4 protein-coding genes and 1 pseudogene are annotated in these 21,184 nt (G+C 42.2%); all 5 read left to right on the top strand.

All coding sequences use genetic code 11. The features are described from left to right. Window positions 1-6: 6 nt before the first annotated feature. Window positions 7-2,715, top strand: a pseudogene (locus tag V7K27_RS27325) (type I polyketide synthase); the annotation flags it as partial. A 289-nt stretch (window positions 2,716-3,004) separates the two neighbouring features. Beyond that, window positions 3,005-8,473, top strand: coding sequence for an amino acid adenylation domain-containing protein (locus V7K27_RS27320; RefSeq protein ID WP_334951466.1), 5,469 nt, complete (start codon window positions 3,005-3,007; stop codon window positions 8,471-8,473). 100 nt (window positions 8,474-8,573) lie between these two features. Further along, the gene (locus V7K27_RS27315) at window positions 8,574-13,262 is read left to right on the top strand and encodes a type I polyketide synthase (protein WP_334951464.1); all 4,689 of its coding nucleotides are present in this window, start codon (window positions 8,574-8,576) and stop codon (window positions 13,260-13,262) included. A gap of 141 nt (window positions 13,263-13,403) precedes the next feature. Next, complete coding sequence (locus V7K27_RS27310; protein WP_334951463.1) at window positions 13,404-14,474, top strand: LLM class flavin-dependent oxidoreductase; 1,071 nt, start codon at window positions 13,404-13,406, stop codon at window positions 14,472-14,474. A 60-nt stretch (window positions 14,475-14,534) separates the two neighbouring features. Next, complete coding sequence (locus tag V7K27_RS27305) at window positions 14,535-21,149, top strand: amino acid adenylation domain-containing protein (protein WP_334951462.1); 6,615 nt, start codon at window positions 14,535-14,537, stop codon at window positions 21,147-21,149. The last annotated feature ends 35 nt before the right edge of the window (window positions 21,150-21,184 follow it).

Below are 21,184 nucleotides of genomic sequence, written 5' to 3'. Positions count from 1 at the left end.
CGAATAATGAACTCTCCAATTGTATCTACTTTTAAAAATGGTTCAGAAATAGCTATTATAGGCTTGACAGGACGTTTTCCTGGGGCTAAAAATATTGATGAATTTTGGAATAATCTTCAGAATGGAATAGAATCAGTCTCTTTTTTTACTGATGAAGAACTGTTGTTATCAGGAGTAAGTTCATCTGTACTCAGTGACTCTAACTATGTAAAGGCAGGATCTACATTAGAAGATGTAGAATTTTTTGACGCTTCATTCTTTGGCTTTAATCCTAGAGAAGCAGAAATTACCGATCCACAACACCGACTTTTCTTGGAGTGTGCTTGGGAAGCCCTTGAAAGTGCTGGATACGACTCAGAAACATACAAAGGTACTGTTGGTGTATATGCTGGCTCTAGCTTGAGCAGTTACTTACTCAGTGTTTATCTCAATCAAAATATCATAGAATCTCTCGACCCTCACCAACTTGTGATTGCAGGTGACAAAGATTACTTAACCACACGCGTTTCTTACAAACTCAACCTAGAGGGACCTAGTTATACCGTTCAAACAGCCTGCTCAACTTCATTGGTTGCTATCCACTTGGCTTGCCAAAGCTTGCTAAATGTTGAATGTGATATCGCTTTGGCTGGTGGGGCTTCTATCAGATTGGCAAGAAAAGCCGGATATTTTTACACAGAAGGAGGGATACAATCTCCTGATGGACACTGCCGCGCCTTTGATGCTAAAGCACAGGGAACTGTTAGCGGTGACGGTGTAGGCATTGTGGTATTAAAGCGATTAGAGGAGGCTGTTGCTGATGGCGATCGCATTCATGCTGTAATCAAAGGTTCAGCCATCAATAATGATGGATCATTCAAGGTTAGCTACACATCCCCCCGTATAGAGACCCAAGCAAAGGTCATTAGAACGGCTCAAATCATAGCGGAAGTAGAACCTGAGACAATTACTTATATTGAGGCTCACGGTACAGGAACACCACTAGGAGATCCCATTGAAGTTGCAGCGCTGACACAAGCTTTTCGCTCCAGTACTCAGAAGAAGGGATTCTGTGCAATTGGTTCAGTCAAAACCAATATCGGACATTTGGACGCTGCTGCTGGTGTGACTGGATTGATCAAAACCACGCTAGCACTTAAGCACAAACAGATACCACCCAGCTTGCATTTTCAAGAACCATCACCTCAGATTGATTTTGTTAATAGTCCTTTTTACGTTAATAACTCTCTTTCTGATTGGAAGGCAAACATAAACGGTATTCCGCGTCGGGCTGGAGTTAGTTCCTTTGGGATAGGAGGAACAAATGCCCATGTGATTCTTGAGGAAGCCCCAGTTGTCGAGCCATCAGGTTCTTCGCGCCCCTGGCAGTTATTGCTGTTCTCGGCTAAGACTAGTACAGCCATAGAAACTATGACAACTAATATAGCTGCTCACCTTCAGCAGCATACTTCTTTAAACTTGGCTGATGTCGCTTACACTCTACAGGTAGGTCGCCGAGCTTTTAACCATCGCCGTATGGTAGTGTGTCAATATCTCGATGATGCTGTGAAGGTACTGAGCAGTCAAGATCCACAACGAGTATTTACCCACTATCAGAAACCATGTAATCGCCCTGTAGTGTTTATGTTTTCTGGACAAGGGGCGCAATACGTAAATATGGGCAGGGAACTTTACCAAAGTGAACCCATCTTCAGAGAGCAAGTTGACGAGTGTTGTCAACTACTAAAACCTCATATTGGGCGGGATTTGCGTGCTGTGCTGTATCCAGGTGAGCAACAGGCTCAAGAAGCAACACAGCAGTTACTACAAACCGCTATTACTCAACCAGCACTATTTGTGATTGAGTATGCCCTAGCTCAGTTATGGATGGCATGGGGCGTGCAACCTGAGGTAATGATTGGTCACAGTATTGGGGAATATGTAGCTGCTTGTGTGGCTGGTGTGTTTTCCCTAGAAGATGCATTGGCATTGGTAGCTACTCGTGGGCGACTAATGCAACAACTTCCCACTGGTGCTATGCTGGCAGTACCGCTCATGGAGGAAGAGATCGAACACCTGTTAAACGATGAACTTTCTCTAGCGGGAAGTAATGCACCATCCCTAAATGTCGTTGCTGGTTCTATCAAGGCGATTGATGATTTGCAAAATCGTCTAACTGACCAAGGTGTGGACTGCCGTCGTCTGCATACTTCTCATGCCTTTCATTCATGGATGATGGAGCCAATTATCGAGCCGTTCAGAGCACAAGTCGAAAAAATCAATCTGAAGGCTCCTCAAATTCCCTTTGTGTCTAATGTCACAGGCACTTTGATAACTCAACAGGAAGCAACTAATCCAAGCTATTGGGCACAACATCTACGGCAAAAGGTACGCTTTAGAGAAGGCATTTCCAAGCTGCTGCAACCAAAGCAAATTCTACTAGAAGTCGGTCCTGGGAGAACGTTAAGTACCTTCGCCAGACAGCATATCGAGCCGGACACTCAACAAGTTGTGCTTTCTTCGTTACGCCATCCGAAAGATCAACAATCAGACGTAGCTTTCTTACTAAACACACTAGGACAACTTTGGCTCATTGGTTTGCAAGTTAATTGGTCTGGATTTTATGCTCATGAGCGACGTCATCGTCTTTCCTTGCCAACTTATCCCTTTGAGCGGCAAAGATACTGGATTGATACTGTTCCCACTAGGGAACATCAACTCTCGTTGAACAACAAAACTTCTAACATACTAATTGATCAACAAGATAAAGATTATTCAAATATTGGGAAAATAGACTTAAATACGTCTTCAGTAGTTAAATCGTTAGATAATATTAGTGATAACAAAGTGTACGGTGAAGAGCCAAATATATCGGAAGCTGAAATTGAACAAATAATCAATCAGCAGATTGAGATTATGTCTCAACAGTTAGATTTGTTGCTAAATGAATAATTAAAAAAGTATTTCTATCGGTAAAGAAAAAGTAATCAGAGACATAAGTTGCTATCTAATTAATAAATGCATTATGACTGAAATAGAAACTAAGACTACAAAAAACCCTTCAACAGCAAATTCACAATTTAAGAAAGTTGTGTTGATTCTCAAGAAAATTTTCAAAAGCTTGGGCTTCAGCTTATCTGAATCTGAAATAGATATTCATACCAATTTTATAGAACTAGGTCTTGAATCTCTTGCACTGATTCAACTTAGCCGTGTTATTCAAGAAGAACTTGGTGTGAAAGTTAATTTTCGCCTATTGCTAGAAGAGTTTTCAACCATTGAGGCATTAGGTATCCATATAGCTAGCCAACTGCCACCAGAAGAGACAACGTTAGCAGATTCTTTTGAAGACGATAAATCTATACTTGCTGAGTTAATAGCAAGTGAATTAAATACAAACAATAACACCCAATTAAATTCTGGTTCAACAGCTGCTCAGGATAGAGTATTATTGACGGAAAATATTTCCGAACCAACTGCTAATACTGCCATTCAAAAGCTGATCACACAGCAGTTGCAGGTTATGTCTAAACAGCTAGACTTGCTGCACAAAAGCTCTTCGGCAAAGAAGAAAATGTTGACTCCATCCCAGATGGAACAATCTGCACCATTGCCTCAAACTAAACAAATTACGGAGGCATCTACTGAAGCGTCTCAGTATCAGGAGAATCAGGTGGAGTTTGCTCAACAGCAGCTAAACCTGAAAATTGAGAAGAAAGCAGTTGTTGAGTCTCAAAGAATCGAGAAAGGAGAAAGTAAAGGCTTAAATCCTCACCAGCAAAAACACATAGATGCACTGATCGAACGAGTGGTCAAACGTACCCAAGAATCCAAAAGACTCACGCAAGCAGCGCGCCCTTTCTTGGCTAATCCTAGGACAATAACAGGGTTTCGCCTTTCCATTAAGGAGATGTTGTATCCAATTCATATCCAACGAGGAGCTGATGCCAGAATTTGGGATGTTGATGGCAATGAATACATCGATATATCAATGGGATTTGGTCCACTTCTGTTTGGTCACTCGCCTTCTTTTGTGATAGAGGCTATTCATCAGCATATTCAGCAGGGAATGCAGAATGGTCCGCAATCACATCTGACAGCTAAAGTTGCTGAGTTATTTTGTGAAGTAACAGGTCAAGAAAGGGTAGCCTTTTGTAATGATGGTACAGAAGCGGTAATGGGAGCAATCCGCATAGCGCGCGCCAGTACGAAACGCTCTAAAATCGCTATTTTTGCTGGGTCATATCACGGAAACTTGGATGAGGTTTTAGTTGCAGGAGTACCTTTCGGAGACTCCAAAGACGAGACGCTGCGTTCTTTGCCAAGCGCTCCAGGAATTCCAGAGCACATGGCTGAACAAGTAATAGTACTTAATTACGGAAGTCCGAAATCTCTTGAAATTCTGAAAGCTAAAGCCCATGAATTAGCTGCTGTTTTAGTAGAACCGGTGCAGAGCCAGCGCCCAGATTTTCAGCCTCAAGAATTTTTACGTGAACTTAGGAAATTAACCCAGCAAACAGGAATTGTATTAATCTTTGATGAAGTCATTACTGGCTTTCGGATGCATCCTGGGGGCATCCAGGCTTTGTGGGATATTCAAGCAGATATTACAACATACGGTAAAGCGATTGGTTCTGGTCTCCCGATGGGGGTAATAGCTGGCAAAGCTGCCTTCATGGATGTATTAGACGGAGGTTTTTGGAATTATGGAGATGCGTCTTATCCTCAGGTAGAAACGACTAGGTTTGCAGGTACTTATTTCAAAAATCCTCTCGGGCTTACTGTTGTCTACGCTATACTCAACCATCTTAAAAATAGTGGGACAAAACTTCAGGAAGAATTAGCTCGAAAAACCCAAAAATTAGCAGATACTCTAAATCTTTACTTTGAGCAGAATCAGTTACCGATTCAAGTCACTTATTTTGGTTCTCTGTTTCGTTTTGATTACCCACCCAATATCAAATGGATTAATTTGCTGTTCTATCACTTGCTAGAAAAGGGAATTTATATCTGGGAAGCCCGCACATGTTTTCTCTCTACATCTCATACTAACAAAGATATTGAGCAGGTGATAAGAGCGGTTAAAGAAAGCATAGTGGAAATGCAGCAAGGAGGGTTTTTAGCAACTAATCCCGTCTTAACTAACGACGACAGGTCGAGCAACCATCAAGTTAGTGAGTCATCAAATAGACAGACAGACTTATTCTCAAACTTAGGTAATGAACCGTCTCCTACTACTTCCATCGAGGGCAGCAATAAAGAAACACCAAATGTACGTAATTTTCCTCTGATAGAAGCACAAAAGCAACTTTGGTTTTTGGCTCAGATGGGAGACGAAGTATCTCGTGCTTATAATCAATCAACTACTATCCATCTGCGTGGCTCCTTCAATTTGGAGGCAGCCCGTAAGGCTATTCAAGAAGTTGTCAATCGTCACGAAGCACTGAGAACATCTTTTAGCCCGCAGGGAGATTATCAGCAAATACATTCAACTTTAACAATAGACATACCTTTTATAGATTTCTCGACTTTAGATAATAGTAGGCGTGAAGTATATTTATCGGAGTTTTTAGCACGAGAGGCCCAACAAACTTTTGATCTTGAAAAAGGTCCATTACTCCGTACACAAATCGTCAAGCTGAGAGAACAACATCACCTTCTGGTTCTCACTATTCATCACATTATTAATGATGGTTGGTCGTTTAATGTTTTACAACAAGAGCTAGCTGCAATTTATACAGCAGAGTGCCAAGGTATCAGCTACCAACTCCCACAGCCTATGCAACTAAGTGAATATATTCAGTGGGAGGCACGTCAGCAGGAGAGTCCAGAAATGGCAAAGGCTGAAGCTTATTGGTTGGAGCAATTTGCCAATTCAACCCCAATATTGGAGTTGCCGACTGATCGTCCTCGACCATCAGTCAATACATACAACGGTACTCAACATAGCATCACGCTTAGTACATCCTTGTATAGTTCTTTAAAAAAACTGAGTGGCAAACTTAAAAGTACCCTGTTTACAACTCTTTTGGCTAGTTTTATGGTGTTGCTACACCGATTAACGGATCAGGACGATATCGTTGTTGGTATCCCTTCAGCAGGACAACTATCTGTAGAGGGAGAATACCTTATTGGTCACTATGTCAATCTATTACCAATACGCAGTCAAATTGTTATAAATGAGACATTTGCAAACTATCTAAGTTCATTAAGGCAGGTATTTTCAGATGCTTACGATCATCAAATTTATCCTTTTACCAAGTTGGTCAAGAATTTGAATCTACCACGAGATCCTAGTCGGACACCCCTAGTGACGACAATGTTTAATATAGACAGGTCTCCTTCTAAGTCAGAGTCATTAGGTGAAGAAGTTGACTTTGTAAGAAACTCCACAAGTACTGCTATCTCCGATATGTTCTTGGATATTCATCAGGTAGATAATGAACTTTTAGTGGATTGTAAATACAACACCGATCTATTCGACTCCCAAACAATTCAGCGCTGGATGGGATATTGGCAGGTCTTGCTCTCTGGCATTGTTACTAATCCAGAACAACGTCTGTCGGAATTACCACTGTTAACAGAACTTGAGCAGCACACTCTGCTGGTAGATTGGAATGATACCTCTATTAAGTATCCTCAAGACCAGTGCATCTATCAGTTGTTTGAGGCTCAAGTAGAACGCACACCGGACGCTGTAGCAGTGGTGTTTGAAGACCAACAGTTGACCTACAAGGAACTCAACCAACGAGCGAATCAACTGGCGCACTATTTACAAAAGCTGGGCGTAGGTGCAGAGGTACTGGTAGGAATTTGCACAGAGCGATCGCTCGATATGATAGTTGGATTATTGGGCATTCTCAAAGCAGGTGGTGCCTATGTACCCCTCGACCCCAATTATCCCCAAGAGCGGTTAAGCTTTATACTAAAAGACGCCCAAGTGGCAGTGCTGCTAACTCAAGCGCGGCTAGTGGAAGCCATGCCCCAACACCAAGCCAAAGTCGTTTGTTTAGATACTGATTGGCTGCTTATTGCTCAAGAAAACAAGGAAAATTCCGTAACTGAGGTAATTAGTAGCAACCTAGCCTATGTCATCTACACCTCTGGCTCGACTGGACAACCCAAGGGTGTGCAAATTCCCCACAGCGCTTTGAGCAACTTCTTGCAGGCTATGCGGCAAGCACCAGAGCTAACCGAGCAAGATACTTTGCTAGCTGTCACCACCATATCCTTTGATATTGCCGCTTTGGAACTTTTTCTTCCAATCACAGTCGGCGCTCGCTTGGAAGTTCTCAGCCGGGAAGTTGCCTCGAACGGAATGCAGTTGTCAGCAAAACTAACTCATTCAAATGCTACAGTCATGCAAGCTACACCAGCTACGTGGCAGCTACTTCTGGCAGCAGGCTGGGAAGGCAACCATCAATTGAAAATCATTTGTGGCGGAGAAGCCTTACCTGGACATCTAGCGAATCAGTTACTCAATCGGTGTGACTGTTTATGGAATATGTATGGTCCTACGGAAACTACCATCTGGTCAGCAGCCTGCTTGGTAGAAACTGTCAGCAGTCTTGTACCAATTAGTCGCCCGATTGCTAACACTCAGTTCTATATTCTAGATCAACAGGGTCAGCTAGTTCCTGTTGGTGTAGCTGGAGAATTGCACATAGGTGGGGATGGACTAGCACGCGGTTACTTAAACCGTCCCGAATTAACTGCTGAAAAATTCATCCCTAACCCCTTTGGCAATAAATTAGCAACACGCCTTTACAAAACAGGAGATTTAGCCCGCTATTTACCAAATGGAGAAATAGAGTACATTGGTCGCATTGACCACCAAATAAAAGTCCGTGGTTTCCGCATTGAACTGGGAGAAATTGAAACACGACTCACTCAACATCCCAGTGTTGGAGAAGCAGTAGTTGTGGTCAGAGAGGATGTACCTGGAGACAAATGGCTAGTGGCTTATGTGGTGTCTGAACAGGAGTTAACTCCTACACTCAGTGAATTACGCAGCTTCTTAAAAGAAAATCTGCCTGATTATATGATGCCTACTGCCTTTGTGCCAATGAAAACTTTGCCATTGACACCCAATGGTAAAGTTGATCGCAAAGCATTGCCAGCACCTGATAGTCTTCGCTTACAGTTGGAAACAACTTACATCAAACCACAAACTGATTTGGAAAAATCCATCGCTACTGTTTGGCAGAAGGCACTCAGAATAGAAAAAGTAGGTATTCACGATAACTTCTTTGACCTGGGTGGACATTCATTACTGATAGTTCAGGTTCATAACCAGTTGCGTCAAATATTCCCAGCAAATTTTTCAATGCTTGAACTGTTCAGATATCCGACCATAAGCTCCTTAGCAGAGTTTTTCAATCAAACCAACAAAAATGAAACATCATCTGATCAAATGGATGCTAGAAAAGAACAGTTAAAAGATGGTAAATCTCGGATAAAACAATTTTTGAAAATTAGTAAGAAAGTTAAATAAATATATCATTTTATAAAGCGTATGCTAGAAAATAACAGTTAAAAGATGGTAAATCTCGGATAAAACAATTTTTGAAAATTAGTAAAAAAGTTAAATAAATATGAGTACTTCCGCAGAATTCAGTCGAAATGGTTTAGAAGTCGCCATCATTGGCATGGCTGGTCGTTTTCCTGGTGCCAAAAATATTGAGGAATTTTGGCAAAATCTGCAAAATGGGGTGGAGTCAATAGCTTCTTTCACGGATGAAGAACTAATATCTTCAGGAATAGACTCCGCTATGCTGAATGACCCTCAGTATGTAAAATCTAGTGCTGTATTAGAAGATGTTGAATTATTTGATGCTTCATTCTTTGGCTTCAATCCAAGAGAAGCCGAAATCATCGATCCCCAACAACGTCTTTTCTTAGAGTGCGCTTGGGAGGCTCTTGAAAGCGCTGGCTACGATTCTAAAAATTATCAAGGTTTAGTTGGGGTTTATGCTGGCGCAGGCAGTAACAGTTATGTGTTCAATCTGTATTCAAATGAAAATATTAGAAATTCCATTGATGATTTTCAACTTTTCCTGGCAAGTGATAAAGATTTCCTAACCACACGGGTCTCTTACAAATTAGACCTTGAGGGTCCTTCTATTGACATTCAAACGGCCTGCTCAACTTCATTAGTTGCTGTGCATTTAGCTTGTCGGAGTTTGCTGAGTGGTGAATGTGATATTGCCTTGGCTGGTGGCGTTGCCCTGGGTTCATCACGAAAAGCAGGATACTTGTATAAAGAAGGAGGAATTTCATCTCCCGATGGACACTGCCGCGCCTTCGATGCAGAAGCTAGGGGAACTGTTGGCGGTGAGGGTGTGGGCATTGTGGTGTTGAAGCGATTAGAAGATGCCCTTGCTGATGGCGATCGCATTCATGCTGTCATTAAAGGTTCAGCTATCAACAACGATGGCGCTCTCAAAGTTAGTTATACAGCACCCCGTATAGATACCCAAGCAAAGGTGATTAAAGCGGCTCAAACGATTGCTGAGGTTGACGCACAGACAATAACTTATATTGAGGCACACGGAACAGCAACATCGTTGGGAGATCCTATTGAAATCGCAGCATTGACACAAGCGTTTCATGCCGATACCCAGAAGACAAGTTTCTGTGCGATCGGTTCACTCAAGACGAATATTGGACACCTAGATACTGCGGCTGGTGTTGCAGGATTAATCAAAACTGTCCTAGCCCTTAAGCACAAACAAATACCTCCTAGCCTGCACTTTAAACAGCCCAATCCTCAGATTGATTTCGAGAATAGTCCCTTTTACGTTAACACCACACTTTCAGAATGGAAGGCAAACGGCACTCCTCGTCGCGCTGGAGTCAGTTCCTTTGGTATTGGTGGAACCAATGCCCATGTAATACTCGAAGAAGCTCCATCTGTTGAACCCTCAAGTCCTTCTCGCCCTTGGCAGTTATTGCTGCTTTCTGCAAAAACCGACTCGGCATTAGAAACTGCGACGGCAAATCTAGTTACCCACCTCAAGCAGCATCCTGACTTGAACTTGGCTGATGTAGCTTATACTCTTGAAGTCGGTCGTCGAGCATTTGACCATCGTCTAATGGTAGTATGCCAGAGCTTTGACGATGCAGTTACAATCTTAGATACAAAAGATCCACAAAGAATTTTCACCCACTTCCAAGAACCGTGTAACCAACAGGTTGTATTTATGTTTCCTGGTCAAGGTTCACAGTATGTGAATATGGGTCGAGAATTATACGAAACTGAATCCGTATTTCGGAAATATATTGATAAGTGCTGTGAAATACTAAAATCTCATTTAGGTATTAATTTATGCACTATTTTATACCCAATTGAAGAACATTCACAAGCAGCAGAGCAACTGCAACAAACTCATATTACTCAGCCAGCGTTATTTGTCATTGAGTATGCCCTAGCTCAACTGTGGATGGCATGGGGCATATCTCCTACAGCAATGATTGGTCACAGTATAGGAGAGTATGTGGCTGCTTGTTTGGCAGGTGTATTCTCTCTAGAAGATGCTTTAGCACTTGTTGCTGCCCGTGGAAGGCTCATGCAACAACTCCCAACGGGTGCTATGCTTTCCGTTCCACTTTCTGAGGAGGAGATAGAACCTTGGCTGAATGAGGAACTAACTCTTGCTGGAATTAACGCACCATCGCTGTGTGTTATGTCAGGTTCTGAGGAAGCGATCGCGAATTTACAAAGTCGTTTAACCCAGCAAGGTGTAGAGTGTCGTCGATTGTATACTTCTCACGCTTTTCATTCCCAAATGATGGATTCCATCCTGGAACCATTTACCAAACAAGTTGAAAAAGTTCATTTAAATCCTCCTCAAATTCCTTTTATTTCTAACCTAACAGGAACCTGGATTACAGCAGAACAAGCAATCAATCCCAGTTACTGGGCAAAACATTTACGGCAAACAGTGCACTTTGCAGCAGGTATTGCTGAGTTGATCGAAGAATCAGAGCAAATACTACTGGAAGTTGGCCCAGGGCGAACATTAAGTACTTTTGCCAAACAACAAACTAACGAGTCAACAGTGTTAACTTCCATGCGCCATCCCCAGGATGCACAATCAGATGTAGCATTTTTACTGAACACAATAGGGCGACTGTGGCTAGCAGGGGTACAGATAGATTGGAATGGCTATTATGCAACTGAGCAAAGGCACAGAATTCCATTGCCAACATATCCATTTGAAAGACAAAGATATTGGATTGAAGCACAACCAGAAGCTTTCTCAGTCAAGACACCTGAAAAATTGTTACATAGAAAGCCAAACATTGCTGATTGGTTCTACATTCCTTCTTGGGAACGAGATATACCAGCTGAGAATGTTGACAATCAAAGACAAACAGTACAAAAATCCTGCTGGATAATTTTCACTGACACTTGTGGACTAGGTTCTCAAATTACCAAACAACTAGAACACGAAGGTCAAGATTTCATCACCGTAAACGTAGGCGAACAGTTCACCAAAGTCAACTCTCACACATATGTTATTAATCCTCGAAAACGAGATGATTATGATGCTTTGCTCCAAGAACTTCGCTTACAAGATTTGACTCCACAAACTATTACTCATTTATGGGGGATAACATCAAATACTCAACTACACAAAGACACACTAAACGAACATACGCAATCAGCAATTTTAAATTTTGAAACCTCTCAAATTTTGGGCTTCTATAGTTTGCTATTCTTAGCACAGGCATTCTCGAAACAGAACATTACAACTCCTATCCAAATCACCGTCGTCACTAATAATATGCAAGAGGTGGTTGGTGACGAGAAGATATATCCAGAGAAAGCGACTGTATTAGGATCGTGTATGGTGATTCCACAGGAGTATCCAAATATCACCTGCCAGAGCATTGATATTCTGATTCCAGAATTGGGAACATGGCAAGCAGATAAGTTGGCAACCCAGCTAATAGCAGAAGTCAAAACATTGCCAAGTCACCTGATGATTGCTTATCGTGGCGGTCATCGATGGGTTCAAACTTTTAAAGCCATTCACCTAGATGAAACCATAAAAGAAAAAACTCGATTAAGACAAGAGGGTGTATACTTAATTGCAGGTGACTTAATAGAAGGTCTGGGTCTAAATCTTGCCGAGTATTTAGCTCAGACACTACAAGCCAAGCTGATTTTAATTGGCACTTTAAATCTCCCTGAAAAAAATGAGTGGTCACAATGGTTAGCAACTCATGATGATCGGGATAACATCAGCCGTGAGATTAACAAATTACAAGCTTTAGAAGCATCTGGTTTAGAGTGTTTGATGATTAAGGCTGATGTTACAGATGAAGACCAAATGCAGGCGGCAATAAATCAAGCGTATGACCGCTTTGGTGTGATAGATGGGGTATTTTATGTACCAGAAATTGATGCTTCTCAGTCAGCTTTTTCAGTTCAAGAAATAAGTCAAGATGACTGCGATCGGCAGTTTGAATCAAAAGTGTATAGACTATTTGTATTAGACAAAGTTTTGCGGGGAAGAGACATTGATTTTTGTCTAGTGCAATCTTCACTTTCAACAATTTTAGGAGGATTAGGGTTAGTTGCCTATTCAGCAAGTTACCAATTCATCGATGCCTTTGTTCATCAAAAAAACCAGACTGACTCTGTTCCTTGGTTTAGTATTAACCGACAAGCTCTTCACTCTGATTCAGAAAGAGAGCAAACAACACCATCGGAAGTAGCTTCAGCAGAATTGGCAATGATTCCAAAAGAAGTTTGGAAATCTTTTGAATTAGTTTTGTCTATGAGTTCAGGGGGTCAGATTGTTGTTTCAACAGGTGACTTAAAGATTAGGCTTAACCAAGCAATTAAACTCAAACCCCTAACACAGTCAAGCGATTCCAAACAATTACAGCAAGAAAATTCTTTTAGCACTCACTTAAGACCAAGTCTACAAACTGTCTATGTAGCTCCCAGTAATGAGATTGAAAGAACTATTGCAAATATCTGGCAAGAGCTTCTTGGTGTTGAACAAATTGGAATTCACGATAACTTTTTTGAGTTGGGAGGACACTCCTTACTAGCTGTTCAGGTGACTTCCCGCCTAAGAGAGATTTTTCAAGCGGAAGTGCCCTTACAGAGCATACTTTTTGATGCTCCTACTGTGGCTGGACTTGCTGCTGTTATTACTGAAATACAGCCCAAACAAGATGAACTTCAACAAATGGCAGCTTTATTACAACAGGTTAGAAATCTCTCACCGGAAGAAATTCAACAAGAACTAGTGAAAGAATCATAGTACACATTAGCAATACTAAGAGTGGTTTGAAAGTTGTCGAGATTTTAACTTCAAAACTTCATTAACGACGAACTGTTTAATGTCGCTAACAAGATAATCAAAAATTGGATAGTTTTTTTAGATAATTTGAGGAATTAAGATATGGAATTTAGCCTATTTTATTTTTCAGGTGACGGTTCTAAAACTCAAGCAAACAAGTATAATCTATTAATAGAAAGTGCAAAATTCGCAGACAAAAATGGTTTTTCCGCAGTCTGGACTCCGGAACGGCATTTTCACTCATTTGGAGGACTTTACCCCAACCCATCGTTGATAAGTGTAGGACTAGCGATGGTAACTGAGCGAGTTCAATTACGTGCAGGTAGTGTTGTCATGCCACTTCATAATCCAGCGCGAGTTGCTGAAGAATGGTCTGTGGTTGATAATCTTTCAAACGGTAGAGTTGCTCTTGCTTTTGCCTCTGGTTGGACGGTAGACGACTTTGTCCTTTCTACTGAAAGTCATGCCAATCGCAGGGAAACCATGTGGCGTGGAATTCAGACAGTTCAGAAGCTTTGGGAAGGTGAACAAGTTGAACTCAAAGATGCAACTGGAAAAGCCTTCAAGGTCAAGACATTTCCACGACCAATACAGTGTAAGCTATCGACTTGGATTGTGTGTCAATCAAACACAACATTTATTGAAGCTGGTAAAATGGGTGCTAACATACTCACTTCCTTGTTGGGAGGAACCTTAGAAGAAGTCGCTCCACAAATATCGCTGTATCGTGAATCTTTAGCAAAACATGGTTACAATCCTAAAGCAGGAAAAGTAGCAATGATGATACATACCTTTGTAGGAGAAGACTTTAATACTGTAAAAGAACAAGGGAGAGAACCTTTTTGTAATTATCTGAAGACTCATGTAGAGCTACTTGACACTTTAGCAAAGAATTCTGGTATCAATGTAAGTTTAGATAAATTCACAGAAGCAGATATAAATAGTCTCTTACGGTTTGCCTATGAAGGGTGGATCAAAGGAAGAACTTTGATTGGCTCAAAAACAACTTGTATGCAAATGATTGAGCGTCTGAAACAGGCTGATGTTGATGAAGTTGCTTGTCTTATCGACTTCAACCCAAATTTTGATGCTGTCATGGCAAGTTTATCTTATCTTAAAGATTTAAAAGATATGTGTAATACCAATAAAGAAAAAATGGTATTACTCAGTTAATAAGTTAGTTGCTTTGAGATAGTCATTTTTTTGAGTATTATTTTTTGTAGGTAAAAGCTAATGAGTGATTTTTATCAACAAATTGCAGATCTTTCTCCAAAGCAACGGATGCTATTTGAGAAACGACTCAAGCAGAAAGGTTTGAGTAATCTAAAAACTTTAGAAACATCTCAAATAGAAATATCTAAAAGGAAAGGCCATAAAGAGTTACCTTTGTCTTTTGCTCAGCATCGGCTATGGTTTTTCCAGCAATTAAACCCTGACAACAGTGCTTACAATGGTTTTAGCGCCTTACGTCTTGAAGGTCAGCTGAACGTGGGACTGTTAAAAAAAGTATTTACAGAGATTGTCAGGCGTCATGAAAGCTTGCGGACAACTTTTATTACCAATTCAGAGGGACAGCCAATTCAGGTAATTGGTTCAGCCCAATCCATAACATTACCAATTATTGATCTTAAGGAAGCACCTAACAAAGAGCAGGAGGCTCAAAGACTTGCTCTTGCAGAAGCTCAGCGACCTTTTGACCTCACCAAACCATTACTGCGGATAGCTCTTTTACAGTTGCAAAAGACAGAGTATGTGCTATTGCTAACAATACATCACATCATCTCTGATCGCTGGTCTGTGGGTGTATTTGTTCGGGAAATGACAGTCCTTTACAAAGCTTTTTCTAGTGAGCAACCTTCTCCATTACCTGAACTGCCAATCCAGTATGCAGATTGGGCAATTTGGCAGCAACAATATCTGCAAGGAGAGGTTTTAGAAGCCCAGATGTCTTACTGGAAGCAGCAACTGTCTAACGTTCCTATTCTATATCTGCCTACTGACAGACCTAGAAGCGCTGTTGCAACTTATAAAGGTGCAAAACAGTCTTTGGAGTTATCTAAAACCCTATCCAATGCACTCAAAGCTTTGAGTGTTCAGGAAGGGGTAACATTATTTACATTATTATTAGCAGCATTTAAAGTTTTACTGCATAAATATACTAACCAAAATGACATTGTTGTTGGAACTGATATCGCTAACCGTAATCGGGTCGAGACTGAGGGATTAATTGGCTTTTTGATCAACACTTTAGTGTTGCGTACTAACTTGTCTGGAAATCTTATTTTTCGAGAGTTACTGCGTCGGATACGTGAGGTCACGCTGGGGGCTTATGACCACCAAGACCTCCCGTTTGATAAACTAGTGGATGTTTTGAATCCAGAGCGAAATCTGAACCAAATGGTACCTCTGTTTCAGGTCAAATTTGATCTGCAACTAGCAAAAGTCGAACAATTAGAGCTTTCTGATCTAAGTGTGAGTCCCTTGATCTTTGATAATGGGACAGCAAAGTTTGAGCTACGTTTCAATTTATCGGAAACAGAGCAAGGAATAAAAGGGCTGGTTGAATATAGTACTGATCTGTTTGATACCACTACCATAACTCGGATGGTAGAACATTTTCAGACCTTACTAGAGAGTATTGTTACTAATCCGGAATATAGCCTTTCACAGTTGCCGCTTTTAACGGAAACTGAGCTACACAAATTACTCGTGGAGTGGAATGATACCTCTGTTGAGTATCCCCAACACCAGTGCATCCATCAATTGTTTGAGGCTCAAGTAGAACGCACGCCCGATGCTGTAGCAGTAGCGTTTGAATCGGAGCAACTAACCTACTGTGAACTAAACGCAAGAGCCAATCAATTGGCGCACTACTTGCAAAAGCTAGGAGTAGGACCAGAGGTATTGGTGGGAATTTGCACAGAGCGATCGCTCTGTACGATCATCGGTCTGCTAGGCATCCTGAAAGCAGGTGGTGCTTATGTACCGCTAGATCCAGCATACCCACAAGAACGTTTAGCTTTCATGTTGTCGGATTCTCAAGTACCACTACTGCTAACTCAGCAGCAGTTGGGAGAGAAACTTCCTGAACATCAAGCACAGGTAGTTTGCCTGGACACTGATTGGAATATCATTACCCAACAAAGTCAAGACAACCCTGTCAGTATTTCAAAAGCCGACAACCTGGCTTACGTCATCTACACCTCTGGCTCAACAGGTCAACCCAAAGGAATACTCGGTCTGCATCGCGGCGCAGTCAATCGCTTTCACTGGATGTGGCAGAGCTATCCTTTTATGCAAGCAGAAATTTGTTGCCAAAAGACATCCTTAAACTTTGTGGATTCAGTATGGGAAATTTTTGGACCTTTACTGCAAGGTGTGCCCACAGTGATTGTGCCCGACAATATCCTCAAAGACCCACAACAGTTGGTGAAAACACTTGCGTCTAACAATGTGACACGGCTAGTACTTGTTCCCTCACTATTGAGTGTGCTATTAGACACATATACTAACCTCCAGTTGCGGCTACCTTTATTGAACCTATGGATTAGCAGTGGCGAAGTACTTTCGATCAATATACTACAGCAATTTCGAGAGATTTTGCCGCAAAGCACTCTATTAAACCTTTATGGCTCCTCGGAAGTATCTGCGGATGTTACCCATCACAGGATTAGCCCACAAGCGTCAATGCCAGAACATGTTAGCATTGGTCGTCCAATTGCCAATACGCAAATCTATATCTTAGATGCAACAGGACAGCCGGCTCCTATAGGCATACCTGGGGAACTGCACATAGGTGGGGATGGACTAGCACGTGGCTACTTAAACCGCTTGGAACTGACAGCAGAAAAATTTATCCCCAACCCGTTTGAAAACTCAAAAGTTAGTCGTCTGTACAAAACAGGAGACTTAGCCCGCTATTTACCCAATGGAGAGATAGAGTACATTGGACGTATCGACCACCAGATTAAAGTCCGTGGTTTCCGCATTGAACTTGGAGAAATTGAAGCACTTCTATGCCAACACCCAGCAGTCCGAGAAACTGTAGTTATCATTCGCTCAGATTCAGCTGATTCTCAACGAATAGTTGCCTATGTAGTCCCTCAAACAGAGCAAACACTAACAATTACTGAACTGCGAGACTTCCTAGAGTCAAAGCTGCCAAACTACATGGTGCCGGCAGCTTTTGTCATCCTAGAAGCACTACCACTCACACCCAATGGTAAGGTGGATCGTAAAGTACTGCCAGTGCCTGATGCAACACAGCTAGTATCCGATTTTACTCCTCCTTCCACACCAATAGAGCAAATGCTAGGAGGAATCTGGGCAGAGGTGCTTGGTCTTGAAAAAGTAGGCATTCATCATAACTTTTTCGAGTTGGGAGGACACTCCCTGCTAGCGACTCGCGTTATTTCCCAGGTGCGGCAAGTTTTTCAGCAAGAACTTCCTTTACGTCGCTTATTTGAACAACCAACAATAGCTGGGCTAGCCAAAGAAATAGAAAAAGCCACCAAGGTAGGTTTGGGACTCGAAACGGCAAACATTGAGCGAATTTCCCGCTCGCAAAAGTTACCCCTATCTTTTGCCCAACAGCGGCTATGGTTCCTTGCCCAATTAGAACAAAACAGCCCCTTCTACAACATCCGTGCTGCTGTTCGCCTACAGGGACAATTGAACCAAGAAGCACTACAACAAAGTTTTAACGAAATTCTACGCCGCCACGAAACGTTGCGAACAAATTTTCAGACAACACAAGGAGAACCTGTAGCAATTATCTCATCAGTCACACCGCTACTGTTGTCCGTAGTAGATATTAGTGAGTTATCTTCAAATCAACAACAAGCTCAAGTCAGACACCTGGCAGACTTTGAAGCACAACAACCATTTGACCTCAAAAGTGACCTAATGCTGCGAGTGAAACTACTGTGCCTTGGAGAACAAGAGCACATAGTACTACTGACGCTGCACCACATTGCTTCTGACGGTTGGTCAATCGGCGTACTAGTGCGTGAATTAGCAACACTTTATCAAGCCTTCTGTACTGAGCAACCTAGCCTGCGGCACGCTACGCTAACACAGTTAGCTGAACTGCCAATCCAATATGCAGACTTCGCTGCTTGGCAGCGGCAATGGCTACAAGCAGAGGTACTACAATCCCAGATATCCTACTGGAAAAAGCAGTTAGAAGGTGCACCATCAGTACTAGAGTTACCCACTGACCACGCACGTCCTACCGTTCAGACATTTCGGGGCGCCAGTTATTCATTTGAGCTATCTCAAGAACTATCACAAGCCTTGAATAAATTGAGCCAGCAGCAAGGATGTACTTTATTTATGACGCTGCTAGCAGCTTTCCAGACTCTACTATGGCGATACACAGGGCAAGAAGATATTGTGGTGGGTTCGCCGATCGCTAACCGCAACCGGGCCGAGATAGAAGGGTTGATTGGATTTTTTGTCAATACCCTGGTATTAAGAACGAACTTGGCAGGTCATCTCACGTTTAAGCAGCTACTGACTCGCGTGCGGGAAATGGCACTAGGAGCCTATGCTCACCAGGATTTGCCCTTTGAAAAACTAGTTGAGGAACTGCAACCACAGCGTTCTTTGAGTCACACGCCACTGTTTCAAGTGATGTTTGTGCTTCAAAATGCACCGATGTCCGCGTTAGAATTGCCAGGTTTAACTTTAAGTTCTCTGGAAAGTGAGAGTGGTAATGCTAAATTTGATTTAACTCTGTCGATCAGGGAAACAGCACAGAGATTAGTTGGCAGCTTAGAGTACAATACTGATTTATTCAAGAAAAGTACCATCAGCCGGATGGCAGAGCATTTGCAAACCTTACTCTCTGGGATTGTTGCTAATCCACAGCAGCGACTTTCAGAGTTACCGTTGTTAACTGAAGCCGAGAAAGCGCTGTTAGTGAAGTGGAATGATACTCAGGCTGAGTATCCTAAAGACCAGTGCATCCATCAGTTGTTTGAAGCCCAAGTGGAACGGACACCCGATGCAGTAGCTATGGTGTTTGAAGACCAACAGTTAACCTACAAGGAACTCAACGAACGTGCAAACCAACTAGCGCACTACCTGCGCTCCTTGGGAGTCGGAGCAGAGGTACTGGTGGGAATTTGTGTGGAGCGATCGCTCGATATGATAGTGGGATTATTGGGCATCCTCAAAGCCGGTGGTGCTTATGTACCACTAGACCCCACTTATCCTCAAGAACGGTTAAGCTTTATACTAAAAGACGCCCAAGTGGCAGTGCTGCTAACTCAAGCGCGGCTAGTGGAAGCCATGCCCCAACACCAAGCCAGAGTCGTTTGTTTAGATACTGATTGGCTCCTTATTGCTCAAGAAAACAAGGAAAATTCCCTAACTGAGGTAACTACTAGCAACAACGCCTATGTCATCTATACCTCCGGGTCTACTGGTCAGCCTAAGGGGACACTCATCATCCACCAAGGACTCGTCAATTATCTTAGCTGGTGTACAAAAGCGTATGCAGTAGCAGATGGGTCTGGCGCTCCCGTCCACTCTTCGATTGGTTTTGATGCGACTATTACCAGCTTATTCTCTCCCTTATTAGTAGGAAAAAAAGTAGTACTTCTTGCACAAAAGCAAGAAATAGAAGCCCTGGCTGCCATCTTATGTTCTCAAAGTCAGTTCAGTCTTGTCAAAATTACCCCAGCTCATTTAGATTTACTCAGCTTCTTAATACCTAATTGGTCAGCCAACAATCAAACAAGGGCATTTATTATTGGTGGGGAAGCCTTATCAGGAAAGAGCGTTTCATTTTGGCGAGAAGCAGCACCTTCAACCAAACTAATAAACGAGTACGGACCAACTGAGACTGTTGTTGGATGCTGTGTTTATGAGGTTGACGCTCAAACTCAGCTATCTGATGGGATTCCAATTGGTCGTGCGATCGCAAATACCCAGCTTTATATCCTAGATCGATATCTCCAACCCGTCCCTATTGGCGTGTTGGGTGAACTGTACATCGGCGGTGCTGGCGTCGCTCGAGGCTACTTAAACCGTCCCGAACTAACTGCTGAAAAATTTATCCCTAACCCCTTTAGCAATAAATTAGCAACACGTCTTTACAAAACTGGAGACTTAGCCCGCTATTTACCCAATGGAGAGATAAAGTACATTGGGCGTATCGACGACCAGGTTAAAGTCCGTGGTTTCCGCATTGAACTTGCAGAAATTGAGGCACACCTGAGTCAATACCCAGCAGTACAAGAAACTATAGTTGTCGTTCGCTCAGATTCAGCTGATTCTCAACGAATAGTTGCCTATGTCGTCCCTCAAACACAGCAAAGACTAACAATTACTGAACTACGAAACTTCCTAGAGTCAAAGCTGCCAAACTACATGGTGCCAGCAGCTTTTGTCATGCTAGAAGCACTACCACTCACACCTAACGGTAAAGTAGACCGCAAAGCGCTGCCTGCACCTGATACAGCACGTCCTGAATTAGAAGCGGTTTATCAACCACCCCAAACCGAGATCGAAAAAGTTATTGCTAATATCTGGGAAGAAGTACTTCATGTCGAGGACGTAGGAATTTATGATAATTTCTTTGAACTCGGCGGTCATTCATTACTCTTGGTTCAGGTTCATAGCAAGTTACAAAAAAAATTTCAGCGAGATTTTCCACTAGTTGAAATGTTTCAATATCCAACGATAAACCGTCTAGCTATATATCTTGGTCAGGAATCAAGCGAACAACAGTCTTTTACACAACATTCTCATCGCTCTGAAACCATAACCGCTTCGGTACAGCGCCGAAAACAAGCAAGAATTGAACATCGAGCAGCACAAAAAGGTGTTTCATTTCAATAAGACGAATAAACTGTAAGAATTAAACGAGCATTGGC

Origin of the sequence: Nostoc sp. (assembly GCF_036919575.1) — a bacterium.
GTDB lineage: Bacteria > Cyanobacteriota > Cyanobacteriia > Cyanobacteriales > Nostocaceae > Nostoc.
Note: the sequence above shows the minus strand (reverse complement) of the source record. Positions and strands in the feature narration are given on the sequence as shown.

Coding starts and splice junctions, on each gene's coding strand:
- V7K27_RS27320 (WP_334951466.1), top strand. CDS start 3,005: ATGACTGAAATAGAAACTAAGACTACAAAAAACCCTTCAACAGCAAAT.
- V7K27_RS27315 (WP_334951464.1), top strand. CDS start 8,574: ATGAGTACTTCCGCAGAATTCAGTCGAAATGGTTTAGAAGTCGCCATC.
- V7K27_RS27310 (WP_334951463.1), top strand. CDS start 13,404: ATGGAATTTAGCCTATTTTATTTTTCAGGTGACGGTTCTAAAACTCAA.
- V7K27_RS27305 (WP_334951462.1), top strand. CDS start 14,535: ATGAGTGATTTTTATCAACAAATTGCAGATCTTTCTCCAAAGCAACGG.